Source organism: Mesorhizobium sp. (assembly GCF_004963255.1).
GTDB lineage: Bacteria > Pseudomonadota > Alphaproteobacteria > Rhizobiales > Rhizobiaceae > Mesorhizobium.
This window is the reverse complement of the sequence record NZ_SUGA01000005.1, coordinates 16,398-39,507: the sequence shown is the minus strand read 5'-3', so window position 1 is coordinate 39,507 and position 23,110 is coordinate 16,398. Positions and strand designations below refer to the sequence as shown.

General features: G+C 64.3%; 20 protein-coding genes. 11 read left to right on the top strand and 9 right to left on the bottom strand.

Annotation, left to right across the window (positions count from 1 at the left end):
* Window positions 1-27: 27 nt before the first annotated feature.
* Together E5X34_RS08110 and E5X34_RS08105 are read right to left on the bottom strand one after the other, a co-directional pair.
* Window positions 28-1,110 (bottom strand): sugar ABC transporter substrate-binding protein, encoded by a 1,083-nt coding sequence (locus E5X34_RS08110; protein ID WP_292562901.1) that lies wholly within the window; start codon window positions 1,108-1,110, stop codon window positions 28-30.
* A gap of 287 nt (window positions 1,111-1,397) precedes the next feature.
* Complete coding sequence (locus tag E5X34_RS08105) at window positions 1,398-2,282, bottom strand: AraC family transcriptional regulator (protein ID WP_042641694.1); 885 nt, start codon at window positions 2,280-2,282, stop codon at window positions 1,398-1,400.
* A gap of 251 nt (window positions 2,283-2,533) precedes the next feature.
* Between E5X34_RS08105 and E5X34_RS08100 the strand changes: the two genes are divergently transcribed.
* Entirely contained in the window at window positions 2,534-3,694 is a 1,161-nt protein-coding gene (locus E5X34_RS08100; protein WP_292562899.1) for a glycoside hydrolase family 25 protein, read from the top strand.
* A 10-nt stretch (window positions 3,695-3,704) separates the two neighbouring features.
* Here E5X34_RS08100 and E5X34_RS08095 read toward each other — a convergent pair whose 3' ends face one another.
* Complete coding sequence (locus E5X34_RS08095) at window positions 3,705-4,547, bottom strand: AraC family transcriptional regulator (protein WP_366664876.1); 843 nt, start codon at window positions 4,545-4,547, stop codon at window positions 3,705-3,707.
* Window positions 4,548-4,794: 247 nt separating this feature from the next.
* Between E5X34_RS08095 and E5X34_RS08090 the strand changes: the two genes are divergently transcribed.
* The 6 genes from E5X34_RS08090 to E5X34_RS08065 all read left to right on the top strand — a co-directional run bounded on the left by E5X34_RS08090 (window position 4,795) and on the right by E5X34_RS08065 (window position 13,775).
* Window positions 4,795-6,261, top strand: coding sequence for an alpha-glucosidase/alpha-galactosidase (locus tag E5X34_RS08090; protein WP_292562896.1), 1,467 nt, complete (start codon window positions 4,795-4,797; stop codon window positions 6,259-6,261).
* A gap of 99 nt (window positions 6,262-6,360) precedes the next feature.
* The gene (locus tag E5X34_RS08085) at window positions 6,361-8,445 is read left to right on the top strand and encodes an ABC transporter substrate-binding protein (protein ID WP_292562894.1); all 2,085 of its coding nucleotides are present in this window, start codon (window positions 6,361-6,363) and stop codon (window positions 8,443-8,445) included.
* 113 nt (window positions 8,446-8,558) lie between these two features.
* Window positions 8,559-9,566, top strand: coding sequence for an ABC transporter permease (locus tag E5X34_RS08080; protein WP_292562892.1), 1,008 nt, complete (start codon window positions 8,559-8,561; stop codon window positions 9,564-9,566).
* The gene (locus E5X34_RS08075) at window positions 9,567-10,703 is read left to right on the top strand and encodes an ABC transporter permease (protein WP_292562890.1); all 1,137 of its coding nucleotides are present in this window, start codon (window positions 9,567-9,569) and stop codon (window positions 10,701-10,703) included.
* Between the two features lie 10 nt (window positions 10,704-10,713).
* Window positions 10,714-12,384 carry an ABC transporter ATP-binding protein gene (locus tag E5X34_RS08070; protein WP_292562889.1) on the top strand — a complete coding sequence of 557 codons (1,671 nt, stop codon included), beginning with the start codon at window positions 10,714-10,716 and terminating at the stop codon, window positions 12,382-12,384.
* Between the two features lie 20 nt (window positions 12,385-12,404).
* Entirely contained in the window at window positions 12,405-13,775 is a 1,371-nt protein-coding gene (locus E5X34_RS08065) for an alpha-glucosidase/alpha-galactosidase (protein ID WP_292562887.1), read from the top strand.
* A gap of 7 nt (window positions 13,776-13,782) precedes the next feature.
* Here E5X34_RS08065 and purD read toward each other — a convergent pair whose 3' ends face one another.
* Both purD and E5X34_RS08055 read right to left on the bottom strand, forming a co-directional pair.
* Window positions 13,783-15,063: a phosphoribosylamine--glycine ligase gene (gene purD, locus E5X34_RS08060; protein WP_292562885.1), complete on the bottom strand. Its 1,281-nt coding sequence runs from the start codon at window positions 15,061-15,063 to the stop codon at window positions 13,783-13,785.
* A 156-nt stretch (window positions 15,064-15,219) separates the two neighbouring features.
* The gene (locus E5X34_RS08055) at window positions 15,220-16,014 is read right to left on the bottom strand and encodes a phytanoyl-CoA dioxygenase family protein (RefSeq protein WP_292562884.1); all 795 of its coding nucleotides are present in this window, start codon (window positions 16,012-16,014) and stop codon (window positions 15,220-15,222) included.
* Window positions 16,015-16,104: 90 nt separating this feature from the next.
* Here E5X34_RS08055 and E5X34_RS08050 point away from each other — a divergent pair, with 90 nt between their 5' ends.
* A complete protein-coding gene (locus tag E5X34_RS08050) occupies window positions 16,105-17,016 on the top strand; it encodes a LysR family transcriptional regulator (RefSeq protein ID WP_292562882.1) in 912 nt (303 codons plus the stop codon).
* A gap of 66 nt (window positions 17,017-17,082) precedes the next feature.
* Complete coding sequence (gene ubiA / locus E5X34_RS08045) at window positions 17,083-18,066, top strand: 4-hydroxybenzoate octaprenyltransferase (RefSeq protein ID WP_292563279.1); 984 nt, start codon at window positions 17,083-17,085, stop codon at window positions 18,064-18,066.
* 168 nt (window positions 18,067-18,234) lie between these two features.
* Here ubiA and E5X34_RS08040 read toward each other — a convergent pair whose 3' ends face one another.
* From E5X34_RS08040 to E5X34_RS08030, 3 genes are all read right to left on the bottom strand, one after another.
* Complete coding sequence (locus E5X34_RS08040; RefSeq protein WP_042641462.1) at window positions 18,235-18,801, bottom strand: DUF6101 family protein; 567 nt, start codon at window positions 18,799-18,801, stop codon at window positions 18,235-18,237.
* A gap of 184 nt (window positions 18,802-18,985) precedes the next feature.
* Window positions 18,986-20,419 carry an FAD-binding oxidoreductase gene (locus E5X34_RS08035; RefSeq protein ID WP_292562879.1) on the bottom strand — a complete coding sequence of 478 codons (1,434 nt, stop codon included), beginning with the start codon at window positions 20,417-20,419 and terminating at the stop codon, window positions 18,986-18,988.
* A gap of 21 nt (window positions 20,420-20,440) precedes the next feature.
* Window positions 20,441-21,403 carry an L-threonylcarbamoyladenylate synthase gene (locus E5X34_RS08030; protein WP_292562877.1) on the bottom strand — a complete coding sequence of 321 codons (963 nt, stop codon included), beginning with the start codon at window positions 21,401-21,403 and terminating at the stop codon, window positions 20,441-20,443.
* Between the two features lie 172 nt (window positions 21,404-21,575).
* Between E5X34_RS08030 and E5X34_RS08025 the strand changes: the two genes are divergently transcribed.
* Together E5X34_RS08025 and E5X34_RS08020 are read left to right on the top strand one after the other, a co-directional pair.
* A complete protein-coding gene (locus E5X34_RS08025; protein WP_292562875.1) occupies window positions 21,576-22,082 on the top strand; it encodes a hypothetical protein in 507 nt (168 codons plus the stop codon).
* 100 nt (window positions 22,083-22,182) lie between these two features.
* Window positions 22,183-22,572, top strand: a complete 390-nt coding sequence (locus E5X34_RS08020) for a hypothetical protein (protein ID WP_292562873.1) — start codon at window positions 22,183-22,185, stop codon at window positions 22,570-22,572.
* Window positions 22,573-22,643: 71 nt separating this feature from the next.
* Here the strand turns inward: E5X34_RS08020 and E5X34_RS08015 are convergent, their stop codons facing one another.
* Entirely contained in the window at window positions 22,644-22,985 is a 342-nt protein-coding gene (locus E5X34_RS08015) for an ATPase (protein ID WP_292562871.1), read from the bottom strand.
* Between the last annotated feature and the right edge of the window lie 125 nt (window positions 22,986-23,110).

Sequence of the window (23,110 nt, the reverse complement as noted above, 5' to 3'; positions counted from 1 at the left end):
GCCGAGCGGCGGCCGGATGCCATTTGATCAGTTGGTGATCCCGAGCTTCTTGCAGCCTTCGGCATAGCGGTCGACGCAGAGCTCGGCTGCCGTGTTGATCTTCTTGTCGATGATCTCGGCCTTGAGGTTCTCCTGTGTCACCACCGCCGGCGTGAAGAGCTGCGAGGGTGTGTCGTAGAGCGTCATCTCGGCCTTCGGCGTCTCGCCCGACAGCAGCTTGACGGCGACGTTGGCCGCGGCCGCCGCGACGATCTCGCTCGGCTTGGAGATGGTGTTGTATTGGTCGCCGGCGATGATCAGCTGCAAGGCGGCGATCGTCGCGTCGTTGCCGGTCACGGGCGGAACCGGATCGACGCCGGCCGCCTTGAAGGCCGCGATTGCACCGCCGCCGGTGCCGTCGTTGGCGGCGACGACGCCGAGAATCTTGCCGCCGAAGCGGGTGATCTGGCCGCTCGCCCACTGCTGGGCCTTCGGCGGCGCCCATTCCGGCGTGTCGAACTCGGCCAGAATCGGATAGCCGCTGTTGTCGAGGCCCTCATGGATGCCCTTCTTGATCAGACCCGCGGCGGCGTCCGTCGGCGAGCCGTTGATCTGCAGCAGGCCGCCGCCGGCCGGATCGACCTTAAGCGCCTTGAGGTGCTCGACCAGCGAATCAGCGATCGCCTTGCCGATGCCTTCATTGTTGAAGGAGACGTAGAAATCGGCGGGCGCCGTCGGGATGGGCCTGTCATAGGCGATCACCTTGACGCCCTGGCTCTGCGCCAGCTTCACCAGCGAGGCGGCGGCGGTGGAATCGACCGGATCGAGCACGATCGCCTTGGCGCCCTGCGAGATCACCGAATTGAACTGCTGCTGTTGGCGCGCCGCATCGGCATCGGCGTTCTGGTAGATCACCTTGCAGCCCGGGCAGAGCTTCTTCATCTCGGCGACGAAGCCCGGATAGTCGTGCTGCTCGTAGCGGGTCGATGCCTGGTCGGGCATCAGGAAGGCTACCGTTGCATCGGTGACGGTGTCGGCAAACGCTGCCGTGCTGCCGAGCAGCGAGACGGCGAAAACGGCCGCGATCGTCGATTTCAAGGCAAACGGCGATTTCCAAGCATGTCTGGTCATTCGAATGTCTCCCTTTCGAGAAATGGTTTCACGAGCACCTGCGCGGTGAACGGCGCGGCAGGCCTTGACTGCATGTCGAACTGTTGAAAGGAGTATGATCAGTCGGCTGAGGATCGATCCGATCCCGGTAAAGCCGCGCAAACATCCTCCTGAAATGCTGGATTTCGGGACAAACGGCCTCCAGCACCGGGTGCCCTGCACCCCGCGTTCTTCCTTCCCTGAATGTCTCTTTGGTCTTGATGCAATTCCTCTCGGAATCGCCTTGAGCTCCTCCCGGTTCCTCCCTGTTAGGCGGCAATCTCCGCGTTGATGTTCTCAGCCAGCAAGGCCCGGAAGCGCGAAGGCGACATGCCTTTCTGCGCCAGGAACTGGCGGTTGAAATTCGAGATGTTGTTGTAGCCGGCGGCGTAGCAGATCTCGGTGATCGACATCTGCGCCTCGCTCATCAACAGCTGGCAGGCAAGGTTGATGCGCAGCCGGTTGACATATTGCACCAGCGCCATGCCGGTGTGGCGGCGGAAGCTGCGCGAGAAGGCGCTCGGGCTGCGCCCGGCGATCTCGGCCAGCGTCCCTTCGCTGAACGGCTCGGTCAGGTGGCAATTGATGTAGGCGAGCGCCTGGTTGATGCCTGCTGACATGAAGCCGGAGGGGTCGGGCAGATAGCCGGCGCTGGCCAGCGTGCGGACATCGCCGGCGCGGTTCAAGATATCGAGCACGGCCATAAACAGCGACAGGCGGCGCACGCCCTGCGCCTCGGTCAGCTCCGCCAGCAGGGGCGCCGCAAGCTCGGCCGTCGCCGGCGAGAACAGCGCGCCGCGGCGGCTGGTCTCGAGGATGCCGGCGCAGGCGGCAAGCTCGGGCAAGGCGGCGGAAGCGCTGGCGATGAATTCTTCCGAGAACTGCACGACGCGGCCGCGCAGCGGCACGGTCTCGCCCGGCGGCACGTCGCTGACCCAGTTGTGCGGCAGATTGGGTCCGGTAAGCACCAGATTGCCCGGCTCGAACTCACCGATGAAGTCGCCGACGAAATAACGGCCGGTGGTGGCGACCACCAGATGCAGTTCGTATTCGGGATGGAAGTGCCAGCGTACGGTGCGGAAAGGATAGCCGTGGGCCCAGGCCTTGAACGACTCTCCCTGTCTGATCTGGACGACTTCCAGGTCCGGATTCATGTTCATTTTCCTCCCGCGCGGGTCCGGTCTTGTGACCGGTTGCTGCGCTTCGTCAGGCGTGCCCGCGTCTTCCCACTGGCCGCCGTTATTGAAAGCTTAGGCGGCAATTGAAGCCCCTGCCACCACGGCTTGTCCACCCGACCGATACTTTTTTGATGTTTTGGACCGGACGGAAGCAAGCCGATGTTCTGAAAGCAATTCCTTAACCATAGCGGTTCAGGATCGTTCCCTGGTCAGTGGGGACACCCTGATTGAAAAAGCCGGCGCGCCCTCTTCGCCGCCTGGCGTTTCTCGCTGCGGCGGTTGCGCTGGGTACGGCGGCACAGGCCTCGGATTTCTCCGAGCCGTGGAAGAATGCCGACCGCCCGCTGGTGATCGACGCTTACGAATACAATTCGATCAACTGGCAGCAGCTCGTCACCGACAAGCGCATCGCCGGCTTCATCAACAAGGCGTCAGACGGGCTGCCTCCGCCCTACTTCTGCTTCGGCGCCGAACCGGATGTCAAACTCTGCAAGGCGCAGTGGAAGCGCTATGCGGTGACGCGCGAGCTATTCCAGACGCGCAAGGTCGTGGCCAAGGCGCTCGGGTTGAAATGGGGCGCCTATCACCTTGCGCGGCCCGGCAACCCGGTCGAGCAGGCCAATAATTTCATCGACTTCGCCGAGCCGGCGCCGGATGAGCTGATGGCTCTCGACATCGAAGGCATCGATCCGACGCAATGGATGTCGCTGGACGACGCCGAGGAATTCGTGCGCCAAGTGCATCGCCGCCTCGGCCGCTTCCCGGTGCTCTATGTCAACGGCAAGACGGCGCAGTATATCGCCGACAACCGTTACCAGTATCGGCTCCTGTCACGGCTGCCGCTCTGGTATGCGCGCTACAAGCCCGACATCGACGTGCATTTCCCGATGGGCAACTGGCAGGGCTATGCGCTGTGGCAATTCTCGGCGCAGGCCAATTGCGGCCGCTTCCGCTGCCCCTACCGGGTGCCGGGCACGCCCAACGACATCGACGTCAGCGTCGCGCCGATGAGCGCTGACCAGCTGCGCGAGCAATGGGCCTTCGGCGGTCTGCTCGACGTGCCGGCCGATTATCTCGCCTCGATCCCGGTGCCTTTCTCGCGCCAAAAAGCCCTCGCCGGCAAGGTCACCATCACCTATGCCGATGTGGCGACGCCGCCAACGGTCGAGGAAATGGTCGCGGTGCTCGGCGCGCGCTGGGAGAAATTCCGCGACGGCTTCCGCATGCCGGTGGTGAAGACGGTGCCGCAGCGCCCGATCTTCGGCATCGTGCAATATGTCGCCTGGAAGCGGACCGGGCAGCGCACGCCCGAGCAGATCGACGCGGCCTTCGCCGCCGCCGATCCGGTGAAGACCGCGTCGACGGCTCTCGACCAAAGGCGGCACTGATTCCCAAGCATCAGCGATGGCTGCCGAGGCTGGCATACATGCCGGTGGTGCGGAACTGCGTCGGCGTGATGCCGTAGAAACGGCGAAAGACCTTCGAGAAATAATTCGCATCCTCGAAGCCGCAGAGCACAGCCACCTCCTTGACCGGCAGGAAATCGGCCTTGGTGAGCAGCTTGGCCGCCCGCTGCAGGCGTTGCTGCAGCACGAACTCGGCAGGCGGCAATCCTTCGCTCTCGGCGAAGCAGCGTGAGAAATGGGCGCGGCTGAGGCCGCTGATCCCGACCAGCTCCGCCACCGGCAGCGGCTTGTCGAGATTGGCGTTGATGTGGTCGATGACCGGCTGCATGGCGCTTTGCTTCTCGGCGAAGGCATGCGAGCCGAAGACATCGTCGTAAAGCGCCATCGCCGCTTCATAGGCGATTGCGGAAGCCGCACCAGGCGAACCCGCTCCCTTGATGAGGCGCAGGCTGCAATCCGCAAGGTGATCGATCGTCGCCGGCTGCAGCCGGAACACCGGGCCGGAGACGCTGAGAATCGACTTGTGGATGCGCAGCGCCTCCTCACCGTTCATGGAGATCCAGAAGTATTCCCAGCGGTCGCCCTGGCCCAGCCAGTAGCGATGATTGTGCGGCACCAGAACCAGCAGCGTGTCGTTGGCCTGCAGACGGTAGTTGCGGTTCTCGTAGCGCAACTGCCCGGTGCCGCTGATCGTGTGCTGGAGCACCGTGAACGGGGTCTGGCCACGCTTTCTGCCGTCCCAGTCATAGGTTTCGTCCTCGCGCACCTCATAGCCGGTGCTTGTCGGCATGGCATGCAGCCGCTGGCGGCCGCGCGGCAGCGAGATCGTCCGCATCAGCTTTCCATTGGCGATCAGGTCCCGCAGCACAAAATTACCCTCGAAAGCATAATCCTTCTCTGGCGGTGCCCGCCAATAAGGGCATAATCCGACCCTCAAGAACGGGAATGACCCGCGGTCGAGGAGCGGGCGGGAGGAGAAAAAGCCGGGTTTCCGGCTTTGAGCGGTGCGTGCGCAACGGCGCGCGACCCTGTCCTCCCTTGCTGCTCCTTGCCTAGCATTCGATTGGATCGAGGTGAAGGTGATGAGCTTCAAAATCGCTATTATCGGCGCCGGCAGCGTCGGCTTCACCAAGAAGCTGTTCACCGACATTCTGTGCGTGCCTGAATTCCAGGACATCGAATTCGCGCTGACTGACATCAGCGAGCACAATCTCGGGATGATCAAGGCGATCCTCGACCGGATCGTGGAAGCCAACAAATTGCCGACCAAAGTGACGGCGACGACGAATCGCCGCGAGGCGTTGGAGGGCGCGCGCTACATCATCAGCTGCGTGCGCGTCGGTGGACTGGAGGCCTATGCCGACGACATCCGCATCCCGCTGAAATATGGCATCGACCAGTGCGTCGGCGACACGATCTGCGCCGGCGGCATCCTCTACGGCCAGCGCAACATTCCAGTGATCCTCGACTTCTGCAAAGACATTCGCGAGGTCGCCGCGACCGGCGCGAAATTCCTCAACTATGCCAACCCGATGGCGATGAACACCTGGGCGGCGATCGAATATGGCAAGGTCGACACGGTCGGGCTCTGTCACGGCGTGCAGCACGGCGCCGAACAGATCGCCGAAGTGCTCGGCGCGAAATCGCCTCGGGAGCTCGACTATGTCTGTTCCGGCATCAACCACCAGACCTGGTTCATCGAGCTCAAGCTGAACGGCCGGCCGATCGGCAAGGACGAACTGGTCGCCGCCTTCGAGGCGCATCCGGTCTATTCGAAGCAGGAGAAGCTCAGGATCGACGTGCTGAAGCGCTTCGGCGTCTATTCGACCGAGAGCAACGGGCATCTCTCCGAATACCTCCCCTGGTACCGCAAGCGCCCCGACGAGATCACGCGCTGGATCGACATGTCGGACTGGATCCATGGCGAGACCGGCGGCTATCTGCGCTACTCGACCGAAACCCGCAACTGGTTCGAGACGGAATATCCGCAGTTCCTCGAAGCCGCGTCGAAGCCGATCGATCCGTCAAAGCGCTCCAACGAGCATGCCAGCCACATCCTCGAAGCGCTGGAGACCAACCGCGTCTATCGCGGTCACTTCAACGTCCGGAATAATGGCGTGATCGCCAACCTGCCGCAGGACGCGATCATCGAGTCGCCCGGCTTTGTCGACCGTTTCGGCATCAACATGGCGGCCGGGATCACGCTGCCGGAAGCCTGTGCGGCAACCTGCATGGCCTCGATCAACGTGCAGCGCATGTCGGTGCATGCGGCGATCGCCGGGGACATCGATCTCTTGAAGCTCGCCGTGCTGCACGATCCGCTCGTGGGTGCGGTGTCGACGCCGGAAGAGGTCTGGCAGATGGTGGACGAGATGGTGGTCGCTGAAGCCGCGTGGCTGCCGCAATATGCGCACGCCGTTCCGGCGGCGAAGGAGCGGCTTTCGAAAGCACACGTCAAGACCCGCGAATGGGCGGGTGCCGCGCGCCGCAACGTGCGCTCGATCGAGGAACTACGCGCCGAAAAGGCGGCACTGAAACAGGCCGGCTGAGGCCTAAAGGCAAGCAGGCCGGGTCGCAGGAGGCAGCTCGGCAAGAAATTCACAAGAGGCGGGCAGCAGCAGACGTCCAAAAACATCTGGGAGGAGACTATGAGGACTTTTCGTAGAACAGGCATTGCCGCCGGGCTGATGCTCGGCGTTTCAGTCCATGCACTCAACGCCTTCGCTTCCGAGCCGACGATCCCGCCGCAGCCTGCGACATTCCCGGCCGAAGGCAAGATCCATTATGTGGCGCGCGACTCCATCCTGGAGTTCAAGGCGCTGCCCGAATATCACGAGCCGGATTGGGTGACGGAGAAATACGTCAAGACCGGCAAGCTGCCTCCGGTCAAGGACAGGCTGCCGAAGGAACCGCTGGTCTTCAAGACCGCCAACATGCCGGACGGCATCGGCGTCTATGGCGACACGATGCGCCATGTGATCGGTGGCAGGCCGGAAGGCTGGAACTACGGCGCCGGCCAGACGCAAGGGTGGGGCGGCATCGATATCGGCCTGTCCGAATGCCTGACGCGCACGGCGCCGCTGTTCCAGGTCGAGGCCAAGGACACCGAGCCGCTGCCCAACCTCGCCAAGAGCTGGGACTGGTCGAGCGACGGCCACAAGCTGACCATGCATCTGATCGAAGGCGCCAAATGGTCCGACGGCGCGCCCTTCAACGCCGACGACGTGATGTTCTATTGGGACGACGAGGTCGTCGACCCCAACGTCTCGCCGCTGAACGGCGCCACGCCGGAGACTTTCGGCGTCGGCACGACGCTGAAGAAGATCGACGACTACACCGTGGAATGGACGTTCAAGGAGGCGTTCCCGCGGCAATATCTCTATGCCATGGCCTATGGCACTTTCTGCCCCGGTCCGTCGCATATCCTGAAGCCGCAGCATCCGAAATATTCGAAGAACACCTACGACCAGTTCAAGAACGCCTTCCCCCCGGAATATATGAACATGCCGGTGATGGGCGCCTGGGTGCCGGTCGAATACCGGCCGGACGACATCATCGTCATGCGCCGCAATCCCTATTATTGGAAGGTCGACGAGAAGGGCAACCAGCTGCCCTATCTCAACGAGCTGCAATACAAGCTCTCGACCTGGGCCGACCGCGACGTCCAGGCTGTTGCCGGCTCGGGCGATTTCTCGAACCTTGAGCAGCCGGAAAATTTCGTCGCCTCGCTGAAGCGCGCGGCCGACAAGAACGCGCCGGCCCGCCTCGCCTTCGGCCCGCGCCTGATCGGCTACAATCTGCGCATGAACTTTTCCGCCAATGGCTGGGGCAACCCGGACGAGCGCGGCCAGGCGATCCGCGAGCTGAACCGCAACGAGGACTTCCGCAAGGCCGTCACCATGGCGCTCGATCGCAAGGCGCTGGGCGACTCTCTGGTCAAGGGTCCGTTCACCGCCATCTATCCGGGCGGTTTCTCATCCGGCACCAGCTTCTATGACCGTAAGTCGACGGTCTACTATCCGTTCGACCTCGAAGGCGCCAAGGCATTGCTCGCCAAGGCCGGTCTCAAGGATACGGATGGCGATGGCATCGTGAACTTCCCGGCCGGCACCGCCGGCGGCAAGGATGTCGAGATCGTGATGCTGGTCAACAACGACTACACCACCGACAAGAGCCTTGCCGAAGGCGTGATCGCGCAGATGGAGAAGCTGGGCCTGAGGGTGGTGCTCAACGGGCTCAACGGCACGCAGCGCGATGCCACACAATATTCCGGCCGCTTCGACTGGCTGATCCGGCGCAACGAGACCGAGCTCACCTCCGTCGTTCAAAATACCGAGCAGCTCGCGCCAGTCGGGCCGAAGACCAGTTGGAACCATCGCGCGCCGGAAAGCGGCCAGGTCGACCTGATGCCCTTCGAAAAGGACCTCGTCGACATCGTCAACAAGTTCGTGTCGACGCAGGACAACGACCAGCGCGCCGAGCTGATGCGAAAGTTCCAGAAGATATCGACCGAGCATGTCTACAATGTCGGCCTGACGGAATATCCGGGCGCGCTCATCATCAACAAGCGCTTCTCCAACATCCCGCAGGGCACGCCGATCTTCATGTTCAACTGGGCCGAGGATTCGATCGTCCGCGAGCGCGTGTTCGTCAAGGCGGACAAGCAGGCAAAGTATGAGTTGTTCCCCAAGGAATTGCCCGGCAAGCCTGGCGATAAGGGACCGATGGACTAAGCTTACCTCCCCTGACCGAGAGACGTCCGGCCGCGCCGCGGTGCGGCCGGACAAGCGAAATCTCCGAACGCACCCGAGGGGAGCGGCGGGCAGACAAGAAGGCGGACGATCCGATGCTGCGATTCCTGCTCATGCGCATCGCTTCGGCGATTCCGGTTTTCGCCATCTTAAGTCTCGTCACCTTCGCCATCATCCAGGCGCCGCCGGGCGACTATGCCGACTACATCAAGTCGCAGCTGATCAACCAAGGCGGCGCCTCTTATGCCGAAGCCGACGCGCAGGCGCAGGCCTATCGCGTCGAACATGGCCTCGATAAGCCGCTGCCCGTCCAGTATCTCAACTGGATCGGCGGCATCATCACGCGCGGCGATTTCGGCTACAGCCTCTATTACAACAAGCCGGTGGCCGACGTGGTGGGCGAACGCCTGCCGCGCACGCTGCTGCTCGCGCTGGTCTGCCACCTGCTCGCCTCGGTGCTCGGCATCACCTTCGGCATATGGGCGGCGACAAGGCAGTATAGCTGGATCGACTCGACACTTTCGGCGATCTCGTTCCTCGGCATGACGGTGCCGCGCTTCCTGATGGCGCTGATCATCGTCTATCTGCTGGTCTTCCAGTTCAACGTGTCGGAGATCGGCTCGTTCTTCTCGCCGCAATATGGCGGCGCGCCATGGTCGTGGGCGAAGTTCGTCGACCTGGTGAAGCATGTCTGGCCGGTGGTGGCGATCGCGACCTTCGGCGGCCTCGCCTACAACATGCGCGTCATGCGCGGCAATCTGCTCGACACGCTGAACATGCAATATGTCGAGACGGCCAAGGCCAAGGGCCTGACCGGGGGTGCCGTCGTCATGCGGCATGCCGTGCCCAACGCGCTGCATCCGCTAGTGATGTATCAGGGCGTGGTGCTGCCCTATATGCTCACCGGCGAGATCGAGACGGCGATCATCTTCGCGCTGCCGACCGTCGGCCCGGCCATCGTCGGCTCGATGGCGGTGGGCGACGTCTATGTGACCGCCACCTTCATGATGGTGCTGTCGGCGACGCTGATCGTCGGCAACATCATTGCCGACATGCTGCTGGTGCTGCTCGATCCGCGCATCCGACAGTTCGGGGAGCGCTAGATGCTGGCGCGCGACCCCTCCCCGCCGCCGCCAGCCGAAGGCGTGGCCATCGCCGAGCCGGCGCATGGCAATGAGAGCTATATCGCGCTGGTCTGGCGCCGGCTGAAGCGCTCCTGGACCGGCATGGCCGGGCTCTTCCTGGTCGTGCTTCTGCTTGTCATGGCGGTGTTCGCGGATTTCATCGCACCCTCGGATCCGAAGGCGACCGATGTCGCCTTCGCGCCACCCCAGGTGCCGAGCTTTCATGACAAGGACGGCAATTTCACCTTCCGGCCGAGGATCTATGCGCTGGCCGACTCGGCCGACCTCGATCCGGTTACCTTCCAGCCGATCGTCGGTCCCGACTACGACCACCCGCGCCTGCTCGGATTCTTCGTCGAAGGCGCACCCTACAGGCTGTTCGGGCTGATCCCGGCCGACCGGCATTTCTTCGCCTCGATGGACGGCCAGCCGGTGCATTTCCTCGGCACCGACAAGTTCGGCCGCGACGTGCTGTCGCGCGCCATCCACGGCTCGCGGGTTTCGCTGATGATCGCGCTGACGGTGGTCTTCATCATCACGCTGATCGGCACCACCGTGGGCATGGTCTCCGGCTATTTCGGCGGCAAGTTCGATGTCTGGGTGCAACGCTTCGTCGAGCTGGTGCTTGCCTTCCCGCAGCTGCCGCTCTATCTCGCGCTGACGACGCTGATCCCGGTCACCGCGCCGACCAATGTCTTCCTCGGTTTCGTCATCATCGTCATGTCGGCGCTGGGCTGGGCGCAGATGTCGCGCGAGGTGCGCGGCAAGACGCTGGCGCTGGCGCGGATCGACTATGTGCGCGCTGCCATGGCGGTCGGCGCCAACGACCGGCGCATCATCATGCAGCACATTTTTCCCAATGTGATGAGCCATGTCATTGTCGCGGTGACGATCGCCATCCCGACGGTGGTGCTGCTCGAAGCCTTCCTCGGCTTCCTCGGCTTCGCCGTGAAGCCGCCGCTGATCTCCTGGGGGCTGATGTTGCAGGACACGGCGACCTATTCGGTCATCGGCACCTATCCCTGGATCCTGTCGCCGGTCGGCTTCGTGCTGGTCACCGTCTTTGCATTCAACGCGTTGGGCGACGGCCTGCGCGATGCCGTCGATCCCTATTGAGGTGGCCGGGATGACGACGATCGCGCTCGCAGAGAATTTCGCACCGGCCGTCCGGCTCGACCACGCCGCGCGCCATGAACAGCCCATCATCGACGTCCGCAACATCGAGGTCGCCTTCAAGGTGGAGCACGGCACGGTCGAGGCGGTGAAGGACGTCTCGTTCCAGCTCTATCGCGGTGAGACGATCGCCATCGTCGGCGAATCCGGTTCCGGCAAATCGGTCACGGCGCGCACCGTCATGGGATTGTTGTCGCGGCGGGCGACCGTGTCGCCACGTTCGAGCGTCGACTATCTCGGGCAGAATATCCTGAAATTCCCCGAGGCCGCCCGGCGCAAGCTGCGCGGCAACCGCATCTCGATGATCTTCCAGGAACCGATGAGCTCGCTCAACCCGATCTACACGGTCGGCAGCCAGATCGTCGAGGCGATCAGGGTGCATCGCAAGGTGAGCCGCAGGGAAGCCTGGGCGCGGGCGCTGGAGCTCCTCAAGCATGTCCAGATTCCCGAACCGGAAGCGCGGCTCAAGCAGTATCCGCACCAGCTCTCCGGCGGCCAGCGGCAGCGTGTGATGATCGCCATGGCCTTGGCCAACGATCCCGACGTGCTGATCGCCGACGAGCCGACCACCGCGCTAGACGTCACCGTGCAGGCGCAGATCCTCAACCTGATCCGCAATCTTCAGAAAGAGCTGAAGATGGCGGTGATCCTGATCACCCACGACCTTACCGTGGTGCGCAAATTCTCCGACTATGTCTATGTCATGCAGCATGGCGAGATGTGCGAGCACAATGTCACCGAGCGGCTCTTTGCCAATCCGCAGCACCCCTACACGCAGCGGCTGCTCGCCTCCGAGCCGCATGGGCGGCCGCAGCCGCTGCCGGAAGGTTCCGGCGCCATCCTCGAGGCGAACGGCGTGCGTGTCTGCTTCATGCTGCGCCACGGAACGTTCCTCAAACCCGACTGGCGCGAGCTGGTCGCGGTCGACGATCTCGACCTGAAGCTCTGCCGCCACGAGACACTGGGGCTGGTCGGCGAATCCGGCTCCGGCAAGACCACCTTCGGCCAGGCGCTGCTCAGGTTGCAGGATGCCAAGCGCGGGGAAATCCGCTTCGACGGCCAACCGATCGAGACGCTGTCGCGCGGCGAGATGCGGCCGCTGCGCTCGCGCATGCAGATCGTCTTCCAGGACCCGTTCTCCTCGCTCAACCCGCGCATGACGATCGGCCAGATCATCGAGGAAGGGCTGGTCGTCAACAGGCTGGGCGCCACGCGGCGCGAGCGGGTCGAGCGGGTGCGCGAGGCACTGGTCAGCGCCGGCATGCCCGGCAACATCCTGTCGCGCTTTCCGCATGAATTCTCCGGCGGCCAGCGGCAGCGCATCGCGATCGCGCGCGCCATTGCGCTGGAGCCGGAATTCATCCTGCTCGACGAACCGACATCGGCGCTCGATCTTTCGGTGCAAGCGCAGATCATCGACCTGCTGCGCAAGCTGCAGGACGAGCGGGGCTTGAGCTATCTCTTCATCTCGCACGACCTCAAAGTGGTGCGGGCGCTGTGCCACCGCGTCATCGTCATGCAGCACGGTAGGATCGTCGAACAGGGACCCGTCGACGAGGTCCTTTCCAATCCCAAGACCGCCTACACCGAACGGCTCGTCAGGGCCGCTTTCGAGGTGGCGTAGACAAGTACCGGAGGCTTACAGTGGCTAGAAATCCCAGGATCACGTTCATCGGCGCCGGCTCGACGGTGTTCATGAAAAACATCGTCGGCGACGTGCTGCAGCGGCCGGCGCTGTCGGGCGCGACGATCGCGCTGATGGACATCAACCCGCAGCGGCTGGAAGAAAGCGCCGTCGTCGTCAACAAGCTGATCGCGACGCTCGGCGTCAAGGCGAAGGCCGAGACCTATTCCGACCAGCGCAAGGCATTGAAAGGGGCCGACTTCGTCGTCGTCGCCTTCCAGATCGGCGGCTACGAGCCCTGCACCGTCACCGATTTCGAGGTGCCGAAGAAATACGGCCTGCGCCAGACCATAGCCGACACGCTCGGCGTCGGCGGCATCATGCGGGGTCTCAGGACCGTGCCGCATCTGTGGAAGATCTGCGAGGACATGCTCGCCGTCTGCCCGGAGGCGATCATGCTGCAATATGTCAACCCGATGGCGATCAACACCTGGGCCATCGCCGAGAAATATCCCATGATCAAGCAGGTCGGGCTCTGCCATTCCGTGCAGGGCACTGCGATGGAGCTGGCGCACGACCTCGACCTTCCCTATGAGGAGATCCGCTACCGCTCGGCCGGCATCAATCACATGGCGTTCTATCTCAAATTCGAGCATCGCCAGGCGGACGGCTCCTATCGCGACCTCTACCCCGATCTCGTGCGCGCCTATCGCGAAGGCCGCGCGCCGAAACCGGGCTGGAACCCGCGCTGCCCGAACAAGGTGCGTTACGAGATGCTGACCCGGCTCGGCTATTTCGTCACCGAGAGCTCGGAGCATTTCGCCGAATACACGCCTTATTTCATCAAGGACGGGCGGCCCGACCTGATCGAGAAATACGGCATTCCGCTCGACGAATACCCCAAGCGCTGCATCGAGCAGATCGAGCGCTGGAAAGACCAGGCGCAGGCCTACCGCTCGGCCCAGCGCATCGAGGTCGAGGAATCCAGGGAGTATGCCTCCTCGATCATGAACTCCGTGTGGACCGGCGAGCCGTCGGTGATCTACGGCAATGTCCGAAACAATGGCTGCATCACCTCGCTGCCCTCCGACTGCGCGGCAGAAGTGCCGTGCCTGGTCGACGCCTCCGGCATCCAGCCGACCTATATCGGCGAGCTGCCGCCGCAACTGACGGCGATGATCCGCACCAACATCAATGTGCAGGAGCTGACGGTTCGGGCGCTGATCAACGAGAACCGCGAGCACATCTACCACGCGGCGATGATGGACCCGCACACCGCCGCCGAGCTCGATCTCGACCAGATCTGGTCGCTGGTCGACGACCTCCTCGCCGCGCATGGCGACTGGCTGCCGGCCTGGGCGCGTGGCGGACGAAAGAGCGCGGCCGCCTGAAGCTGGGTTACGCGCCGGTCTTCTCGCGCGCCACGGCCTGCCAGCCGATGTCGTGCCGATAAAAGCCCTGCGGCCAATCGATATGATCGATCGCCGCATACGCCTTGGCCTGCGCCTCGCCGGCTGTCTTGCCGAGCGCGGTTACGTTGAGCACGCGGCCGCCATTGGCGACCAGCGCGCCGCCATTGATGGCGGTGCCGGCGTGGAAAATCTGGGCGCCATCACGCTCGGCCTCGTCAAGGCCGCGGATGACCGAGCCCTTTTCCGGCGTGCCGGGATAGCCCCTCGCCGCCATCACCACGGTCAGCGCCGTCTCGTCGCTCCAGCGGATTGACATATGCGCAAGCTGGCCGTCGACGGCGGCGTTGAGCAGGACGAGCAGGTCGTCCTTCAGTCGCATCATCAACACCTGGCATTCAGGATCGCCGAAGCGGGTGTTGTATTCGATCAGCTTCGGGCCGCTCTCGGTGATCATCAGGCCGGCGAAGAGGATGCCGGCGAAGGGCGCGCCGAGATTGGCCATGCCGCGCATGGTCGGCTCGATGATTTCGCGCATGGTGCGCTCGGTCATTTCGGGCGTCATCACCGGCGCCGGCGAATAGGCGCCCATGCCGCCGGTGTTCGGCCCGGTATCGCCGTCGCCGACGCGCTTGTGGTCCTGCGCGGTGCCGAAGGGCAGCGCCGTGGCGCCGTCGCACAGGCAAAAGAAGCTCGCCTCCTCACCGGTCAGATATTCCTCGACCACGACCTCGGCGCCAGCGGCGCCGAAAGCGCCGTCGAAACAGGCTTCCAGCGCGGCGTTCGCCTCGTCAGAAGTCATCGCGATGGTGACACCCTTGCCGGCGGCGAGCCCGTCGGCCTTGATGACGATCGGCGCGCCGACCTTCTCGACATAGGCCTTGGCCGAGGCGAGATCGCTGAAGCGGCCATAGGCGGCGGTCGGAATGTTGAACTTCGCGCAAAGGTCCTTGGTGAAGCCTTTCGAGCCCTCGAGCCGGGCCGCCGCCTTGGAGGGGCCGAAGACGCGGATACCCCAGGCGCGCAGATCGTCGGCGATGCCGGCGACCAGCGGGCCTTCAGGGCCGACCACGACGAGATCGATCTTCTTTTCCTGGCAGAAGGCGGCGACGGTGGAATGGTCGGCGACGTCGAGCTTCACCAGTTCGGCGACGCGGCCGATGCCGGGATTGCCGGGCGCGGCATAAAGCTTCGTCAGCAGCGGCGAGGCAGAGATCTTCCAGGCGAGCGCATGTTCGCGGCCACCCGAGCCGAGAAGAAGAACGTTCATGGCCACCTCTTGCTGGTCGTCTCCCCGAACCCGCTATTGGTCCGCAGGCGACCGGTCAAGTCGTCTTGGCATTTTGGCGGCAATTGCGCACGGGAACATGGCCCTGATCAAGAGGGATAAGATAAGTCCCGCGTTCGGCCGGATCGGAAAAACGACTCAGCTCTGATAGATAACGGGGAACCAGTCCTCGCGCAGCCTCTGGCCCGGCTTCATCTCGTGGCCGGGATAGGGCGGCGAGGTGCGGCCCGGCCGCTCGACATAATGCGCGTCGTCGCCGACCCAGCGCAGCGACAGCGCCCGGCGTCGCGCCGAGGTCAAATTACCGCGCGCACCGTGCGCCGTGCGGAAATCGAACAGGATGGCGTCGCCCGGCTCCATCTCCCATTCGAGCACCTTCATCGAGGGATCGTTGTCGGGATCGGGCACCGGCCGGTAGTCGCCCTCGCCGGCGTAGAAATTGGCGTCGTTCAGCCAGCGCACCGGCAGCACCATCTTTTCCCATTTGTGCGAGCCGGCGATCAGCCGCAGCGTCGCCTCCTTCACCGGGTCGATCGGAATCCAGAAGCTCACCGTCTGGCTGCCATCGACGAAGTAATAGGGAATGTCCTGGTGCCAGGGTGTCGGCTTCTGCGTGCCAGGCTCCTTGACCAGGACGTGGTCGTGGAAGAACTGGGCGCTGCGCGATTGCATGACGGCCGCCGCAAGTTCGGCGGCCGGCGATTCCCTGACGATCCTGACGAATTCCGGGATGCGCTCCCAATTGCAGTAGTCGTCGAAGAAGCTGCCCTTGCCGCCGGCGATGTCGGAGGCCGTGGCGCTGCGGTTCTGAATATTGCGTTCAATGCCGTCGGCGATGACATCGACCCAGTCCTTGAAGGCGCCGCGGATGCAGACCGCGCCGTCACGCTGGTAATCGGCTATCGTCGCGGCGTCGATCTTCGGGCTGGCCATCGTGCTCTCCTGCTTGTCGATGGCCCACTATCGCAAGAGCCTCACATTACGTAAAATAATAACTTGCCATCTCTCTTATAGTTTTTACCTATGAAATTCACACTCACGCAACTGCGCTATGTCGTCGCCGTCGCCCGCTATGGCAGCGTGACCATGGCGGCCCAGGCGCTGAACGTGTCGCAGCCGTCGATCTCGGTGGCGATCGACCATGTCGAGGACGCGCTCGGCCAGAAAATCTTCGTGCGCCAGCGCGGCAGCGGCGTCGCGCTGACCTCCTTCGGCCGCAGGGCCGTCGCCAAGGCAAGGCAAGTGCTGGGCGAGGCGGACGAGCTGGCGGCGCTCGGATCGCGCGACGCCGATATCGGCGGCGAGCTGGTCCTCGGCTGCTTCGAGGACCTGGCGCCTTATTTCGTGCCGGCGCTGATGCGCGCCTTCGCCGAGCGCTGCCCGGCCGTCACGGTCGTCATCGGCGACGAGACCTTCGAGACGCTGGGGCGGCGCCTGGCCGACAGCGCCGTCGATCTCGGCCTCACCTACGATCTCGGCCTTCCCGGGCATTTCAAACGCGTCCTGCTGCATGAATTGCGACCGCACGCGCTCCTGCCTGCCGGCCATGTGCTGGCCGACAAGCATGCCGTCAGCCTGGCCGAGCTCGCGCAGCATCCGCTGATCACCACCGACCAGCCGCATAGCTGGCAGCACATGCTGGACCTTTTTCTCAGCCGCGGCCTGTCGCCGGTCGCCAGGGCGACGACCGGTTCGTTCGAGTTGCAGCGCTCCATGGTGGCCAACGGTTTCGGCGTCGCGGTCAGCTATACGAGACCCCATGGCGACCGCAGCTATGACGGCCTGCCGCTGATCTGCAAGCCGCTCTCCGATCCGCTGCCGATGCAGCGCATCATCCTGACGCATGACACGCGCCAGCGCCTGTCCAAGGCGGCCACGGCCTTCATCGAGGTCGCCAAGGCATGGTTTGCCGATCACGATGTTTTCACCGCCTGAGTTTTCGACGCTTGAGCGACACCGCGGCCGCTTGACGGCGCTGCCTGCTGCTGCCACTCCAGCGTGATGGAAACCGTCCAGTCGAAAGCGATCCAGGGCCGCGTCGCCGACGCGCCGAGCGGGCACTGGGTCTACCGCGTGCTGCCGCGCTGGCTGTGGCCCTATGCGCAGCTTGCGCGCTGGGACCGGCCGATCGGCTGGCAACTGCTCTTGTGGCCCTGCTGGTGGTCGGCGGCGCTTGCCGCGGGCGCCTATCCGCGTCCGACCGACCCGCTGCTGACGCTGCTTCCGGCTCCCTGGTATCTGGTATTGTTCTTCGTCGGCGCCGTCGCCATGCGCGGCGCCGGCTGCACCTATAACGATCTCGCTGACGAGGACATCGACAACCAGGTCGAGCGCACCCGCTCGCGGCCGCTGCCGGCCGGCAAGGTGACGCGCCGCCAGGCCTGGATCTTCGTCATCATCCAGGCGCTGGCGGGCCTGGCCGTGCTCTTGCAGTTCAACAGCTTCGCCATTCCGCTCGGCATCGCTTCGCTCGTGATCGTCGCGGTCTATCCCTTCATGAAGCGCATCACCAACTGGCCGCAATTCGTGCTGGGCTTAGCCTTCTCCTGGGGCGCGCTGATGGGATGGGCGGTCGAGTTCGGCGACATCGATGACCCGGCGATCATGCTCTATATCGGCTCGATCCTGTGGGTGATCGGCTACGACACGATCTACGCGCATCAGGACAAGGAAGACGACGCCATCGTCGGCGTGCGCTCGACGGCGCGGCTGTTCGGCGACAACACCAAGATGTGGCTTAGCGGGCTCTATGGCGGCACGCTGATCTGCTTCGCCATCGCCTTCGCCTCGGCGCAGGTGCCGATCGTGGCGCTGGCGGGACTGATCGCCGCCGGCGCGCATATGGGGCGCCAGATTATCCGGCTCGACATCAACAATCCGGACCAGTGCCTGAAACTGTTCAAGTCGAACAACCAGGTCGGCTGGCTGATCTTCCTGGGGCTGATCGGCGGTTCGGTTTGGATATGGCTGAAGCCGCTGGTGTAGCGGCGGCGCTTCCCCTTCTCCCCTTGTGGGAGAAGGTGGATCGGCGCGCAGCGCCGAGACGGATGAGGGTGTTCCAGCGGAGTGAGACGTTGGCTTTCCCTGGAGCACCCCTCATCCGTCGCCTTCGGCGACACCTTCTCCCACAAGGGGAGAAGGAAGAGCGCTGCACTACTCCCTCGCGATAATCTCCTGGCCGTCGATGACGAGCCTCAGGCCCAGATTGCCGGCCTTGCGGCGGGCGAGGAAGCGCGGGCGGCGCGTGGTGGAGACGCGGCCCTTGCGGCGCTCCTGCGGCGTCCGCGCCTTGATGGCGGCGCCGAGCGATTCTTCCAGCGTGCGGGCAATGCCGTCGGCCTCGATCAGCAGCATCGGCAGGCGATAGGCGTCGGCCCAGGCGCGCCAGTCGGCGGCGACATCCTCGAGATCGTCGGCTACCAGCAGCGGCACCGAGAGCATCGGATCATTGTGCAGGAGCTCGAGCGTCACGGTGACGTTGCCGTCCGGATCCTCCATGGCGCGCGCGGCCACGCCGCGGAACGCCTTGGCGGGCAGCGCGATGATCGCCGGCAAACCGCTCATCTCCAGCATGCGGCGGATGACGGCGCCGCGCTGGTCGATGGTGAAGGTCACATCGCCATAGTCGTCGCGGGTGGCGTAGCTCACCATCTGCGGCAGGCGAAACGGGTCGAGACGCATGTTGCGCCCGGCCCAGACTGGCTTCAGTCCAGTGTTCATCGATGTCTTCCCTGTTACTCCTGAGGGCCGTTTTCCGGTTCTCTCAGGGCCGGTTTTTCCGGCCTCGTTATGGGAAGAAATGTTAGCGCTGGCTTCTTACCGGCGCGCTTAAGAAAGTCGGTTAAATTTTGCTGATCTCAGGGATGGTTATCGGAATGCGACCGCCCACCAGATATGGGAAGGATCAGATAACCTTACCGGGATTCATGATGCCTGCGGGATCGAAGGCGGCCTTCACCCGGCGCATCAGGTCGATCGCCATCGGCGGCGCCGTGGCGATGAGCTCGTCGCGCTTCAGCTGACCTATGCCGTGCTCGGCCGAGATCGAGCCGTGGAAGGCGCGCACGACATCGTGCACGGCCTTGTTCATCGGGTGGTAGAGCTCGAGGAACGGCTCGTCCTGCCAATCCACCGGACGCGAGATGTTATAGTGCAGGTTGCCGTCGCCCATGTGGCCGAAGCAGACCACGCGCGCGCCGGGGCAGACGCCTTCCACCACGCCGGCCGCCTTTTCGATGAAGTCGGGGATCGAGGCGATCGGCACGGAGATGTCGTGCTTGATCGAGGCGCCCTCAAGCTTCTGGCATTCGGGCAGCGTCTCGCGGAAATTCCAGAAGGCGTCGGCCTGGGCCAGGCTTGCCGACACCACCGCGTCGCCGACGATGCCTTGCTCGAGGCCGGCTGAAAGAATCTCCTCGATCAGCGCCTTGCCGTCCTCCTCGGAGCGTCCGGACGAAATCTGCATCAGCACATACCACGGCCAGTCGTCGGCCAGCGGCCGCGTGATGCCTTGCCCGTGCTTCAGCGTGAAATCATAGGGCCTTCTGGCGATCAGCTCGAAAGCTGTGAGCGAAGCGCCGGCGCGGTCCATCGCCAAAGTGAACAGCGAGAGCGCGTCTTTCGGGGACGATGGCAGGCCGGCAAAGGCGACCTCCCTGCCCTTCGGCTTCGGAAACAGTTTCAGCACCGCGGCAGTGATGACGCCGAGCGTGCCTTCGGCGCCGACGAAGAGGTTCTTCAGATCGTAGCCGGTGTTGTCCTTCTTCAATTTGCGCAGATCGTCGAAAACCTCGCCGGTCGGCAGCACCACCTCGACGCCGAGGCAGAGCTCGCGCGCATTGCCATAGGCAAGCACGCCCGTGCCGCCGGCATTGGAGGACAGATTGCCGCCGATCTGGCAGGAGCCTTGCGCGGCGAGCGAGAGCGGAAACAGCCGGTCGGCGGCGTCGGCCGCCTCCTGCAGGGTCTGCAGGATGACGCCGACCTCGACGGTCACCGTGTTCGACAGGACATCGATCTCGCGAATGCGGTTCAACCGCGACAGCGATAGTACGATGTCGTGGCCGGATTTGTCCGGCACCTGCGCGCCGACCAGCCCGGTGTTGCCGCTCTGCGGCACGATCGGCGTTCCGGTCTCGGTCGCGAGCCGCATGATGCGGCTCACTTCCTCGACGCTGCCGGGCCTCAGCACCAGCGACGTGCGGCCATGCCAGAGGCCGCGCCGCTCGGTGATGTAAGGCGCGATGTCGACCTGGTCGCGCAAGGCATATTTGTCGCCGACGATTGCCGCGAAGCGGTCGATGACGGCAGGGTCGAGGTCGAAGGGCTGATCGTTCATGGCGGCAAGAACCTATGGCGCTCAGGCCTGCTTGTCACGGGGGGCAGCGGCGCGCGCGAGCCGGTCGTTGATCGCCTCGCCCAGTCCCTCGAAAGGGATCGGCTCGACGGCGATGGTCGCGGCGCCGACGCGGTCGAGCGCCTGCATGGCGGCAAAGAGGTTGCTGGCCGCCTCGCGCAGGTCGCCGGCCTCGGAGAGATTGCGCATAGCCGCCGCATTCTGCCAGCCCTCGGCGCGGCTGCGGCCGAAGGCAAGCAATGCTTCGCCTCTCACGATCTGTTGAACATTGAGCCGCATCGCCGCACCCGGCGCGTAATGCGAGGCAAGCATGCCCGGCGCCTCGATGCCGGCGGCGCCGCGCAGCAGTTTCGCGCCGGCAGCGGCCTCGATCTCCTCGGCGCCGATGCCGCCCGGCCTGAGCAGCCGCAATTTGCCGTCCTCGACCTTGAGAATGGTCGATTCCAGGCCGACGGGCGTTGCGCCGCCATCGACGACCAGCTTGATCCTGTCGCCCAGATCGGCGGCGACCGCTTGCGCCGTCGTGCCGGAAATCCTGCCTGAGGAATTGGCGCTGGGAGCGGCGAGCGGCCGGCCGAGCCGCGCGATCAGCTCGCCGCCGAACCCCCTCGGCATGCGCAGCGCGATCGTATCCAGCCCTGCGGTGACCAGTGGATGGATGCCATTGTCCGCGCGCTGCGGCAGCACCAGCGTCAGCGGGCCGGGCCAGAAGGCTTGCGCAAGCTTGGCCGAAAGCGGGTCGAAGCCGGCTATGCGGTCGGCCATTGCGCGATCGGCAACATGGGCGATCAGCGGGTTGAAGCGCGGCCGGCCCTTGGCCTCGAAAATACGCGCCACGGCAACGCCGTTCGTGGCATCGCCCGCCAGACCGTAAACCGTCTCAGTCGGGATGGCGACGACGTCGCCGGCTTGCAGCAACGCCAAAGCCCGCTCAAGCGCCTCGCTAACCGCCAAGATCTCAGCCAAGTTTGCCACCAGTCTCAAACATGCCGGTCCCGTAATACGACGGCTTCCATCGGGCAAGTGCGGGCATTGGCGATTTATCAATCCCTAAAATGTTAAGTTTCCGCGCAAGCCGGCTTCAATCTGCCGGCCTTAAGGTGCGGGCCGGTGGTTACCGGCTGGGGAGTTTTTTGTGATGCGTTTGCTCGGAGCGTTCGGCATCGGTCTTTTGGCGATGAGCGGCGCGGCGCATGCGTCGTCGATCGTCGTGCTTGGCGTCTCGACCTCGACGCCTTCGGTGGTCAGGCTGGAGGCGATCGATCCGGCCAAGCTGTCGGCGCTCTCCGCGCCATCGATGATTGCGCTGGGCGATCCCATGCCCGCGGTCACCGACGAAAAGGTCGCGGCTATTCCCGAAGAGTCCGGGCATCAGCCGGCGCCGATGATCATCCGCGGCGGCATTGTCGGCGGCGCCTTCGCAACGCCCGCGGCGACCGCTTCGGCCAAGCCCGGAACACCGGCAACCGCGCCGGCAAACGGCACTTCGACGGCAGCGCCGCCGAACGGCACGGCCTCCGCTTCGAAGGGCAACGACAAGGCTGGCAGCCAGCCGACCGCGACAGCCAATGCGTCGGGCGGCACGCAGCCACAGGCGCAGCCGCAAAATGCCCAGCCGCTGCCGCGTGTCGGCAAGGCGATGTAAATCAAACTGGACGCCAGGCCGATGTGCTAGGCGCTTAACATTGTCCGATTCTCGTCATCGGGATCGGGCACTATCGCGCTGGCATTTCAAAGGGGGTTCCATGACTGTTTCGAAAGCAATGGCCGTTGCGGGGTTGGTGGCGGCGACGATACTCGGCGTGGGTTCGGCGCGGGGCGACGATATGCTCGGCTCTTACGTCGCGCGGATTTCCGATCGCGACCATCGCGCCAGCGACGGCTATCCGCTGAGCAGCGCGGCGCAGATGGTGCGGCAGGACCGCGCCAACTGGCACAAGTTCCACCGGCGCGACGGCGACGACCAGGGCGATCCCTGGTTCCGCAGCGATGGCTCGCGCGCCGACCTGCAGCGCATGCTGGAACGCGGCGGCGCCATGAGCAGCGCCACGAGGCGCGCCATCGTCAATGGCGAGCCGCTGATCGAGGTGGATGTCTACTCCGACAGCGTGCGGGTTAGCGTCGTGGAAGATTGACGGAGCAGCCTGACGACAAAAGGGCGACGCGCAATGCGCCGCCCTTCATTCGCTAGACGACTGCGGACAGCTCAGGCCGCTTCTTCCTTGTCATCGTCTTCGTCGGCGTCGTCTTCATCCTCATCGCCGTCATCATCCTCGCCATCGGACTCATCGTCGGCCGAGGCCTTGGCTTCTTCGTCGGCGTCATCATCCTCGTCGTCGCCGTCGTCATCCTCATCCTCGTCTTCCGACTCATCGTCGGCCGAGGCAGCGGCCTCCTCGTCGCCATCTTCCTCGTCGTCCTCGGACGGGTCGGCGGCTTCGACCGCCGCGGCGGCGGCATGGTCGAGGATGTCGTCGGAAGCGGCTTCGACGGCCTCGGCGGCGGCCGGGGTCTCTTCAATCAGGTCGATATCGTCAACGGAATTCATGGCATGCCTCCGTGGTTGGGAACGTCTTTTGTCTGATGCATGTCGTTGTCCCGGAACCGCTGCACACGTCCGGGCGCCATGCATCGGTTCTGCCACGCGGAGGTCATCGCCGTATGACTGTAAGC

Bases quoted from the DNA above. Each gene is read 5' to 3' on its own strand.
- E5X34_RS08055 (WP_292562884.1), bottom strand. From the start codon at position 16,014: ATGGCCAGCCCGAAGATCGACGCCGCGACGATAGCCGATTACCAGCGT.
- E5X34_RS08025 (WP_292562875.1), top strand. From the start codon at position 21,576: ATGCGTTTGCTCGGAGCGTTCGGCATCGGTCTTTTGGCGATGAGCGGC.
- E5X34_RS08020 (WP_292562873.1), top strand. From the start codon at position 22,183: ATGACTGTTTCGAAAGCAATGGCCGTTGCGGGGTTGGTGGCGGCGACG.
- E5X34_RS08080 (WP_292562892.1), top strand. From the start codon at position 8,559: ATGCTGCGATTCCTGCTCATGCGCATCGCTTCGGCGATTCCGGTTTTC.
- E5X34_RS08050 (WP_292562882.1), top strand. From the start codon at position 16,105: ATGAAATTCACACTCACGCAACTGCGCTATGTCGTCGCCGTCGCCCGC.
- E5X34_RS08035 (WP_292562879.1), bottom strand. From the start codon at position 20,419: ATGAACGATCAGCCCTTCGACCTCGACCCTGCCGTCATCGACCGCTTC.
- E5X34_RS08095 (WP_366664876.1), bottom strand. From the start codon at position 4,547: ATGCGGACGATCTCGCTGCCGCGCGGCCGCCAGCGGCTGCATGCCATG.
- E5X34_RS08015 (WP_292562871.1), bottom strand. From the start codon at position 22,985: ATGAATTCCGTTGACGATATCGACCTGATTGAAGAGACCCCGGCCGCC.
- E5X34_RS08090 (WP_292562896.1), top strand. From the start codon at position 4,795: ATGAGCTTCAAAATCGCTATTATCGGCGCCGGCAGCGTCGGCTTCACC.
- E5X34_RS08085 (WP_292562894.1), top strand. From the start codon at position 6,361: ATGAGGACTTTTCGTAGAACAGGCATTGCCGCCGGGCTGATGCTCGGC.
- E5X34_RS08070 (WP_292562889.1), top strand. From the start codon at position 10,714: ATGACGACGATCGCGCTCGCAGAGAATTTCGCACCGGCCGTCCGGCTC.
- E5X34_RS08040 (WP_042641462.1), bottom strand. From the start codon at position 18,801: ATGAACACTGGACTGAAGCCAGTCTGGGCCGGGCGCAACATGCGTCTC.
- E5X34_RS08105 (WP_042641694.1), bottom strand. From the start codon at position 2,282: ATGAATCCGGACCTGGAAGTCGTCCAGATCAGACAGGGAGAGTCGTTC.
- purD (WP_292562885.1), bottom strand. From the start codon at position 15,063: ATGAACGTTCTTCTTCTCGGCTCGGGTGGCCGCGAACATGCGCTCGCC.
- E5X34_RS08110 (WP_292562901.1), bottom strand. From the start codon at position 1,110: ATGACCAGACATGCTTGGAAATCGCCGTTTGCCTTGAAATCGACGATC.
- E5X34_RS08075 (WP_292562890.1), top strand. From the start codon at position 9,567: ATGCTGGCGCGCGACCCCTCCCCGCCGCCGCCAGCCGAAGGCGTGGCC.
- ubiA (WP_292563279.1), top strand. From the start codon at position 17,083: ATGGAAACCGTCCAGTCGAAAGCGATCCAGGGCCGCGTCGCCGACGCG.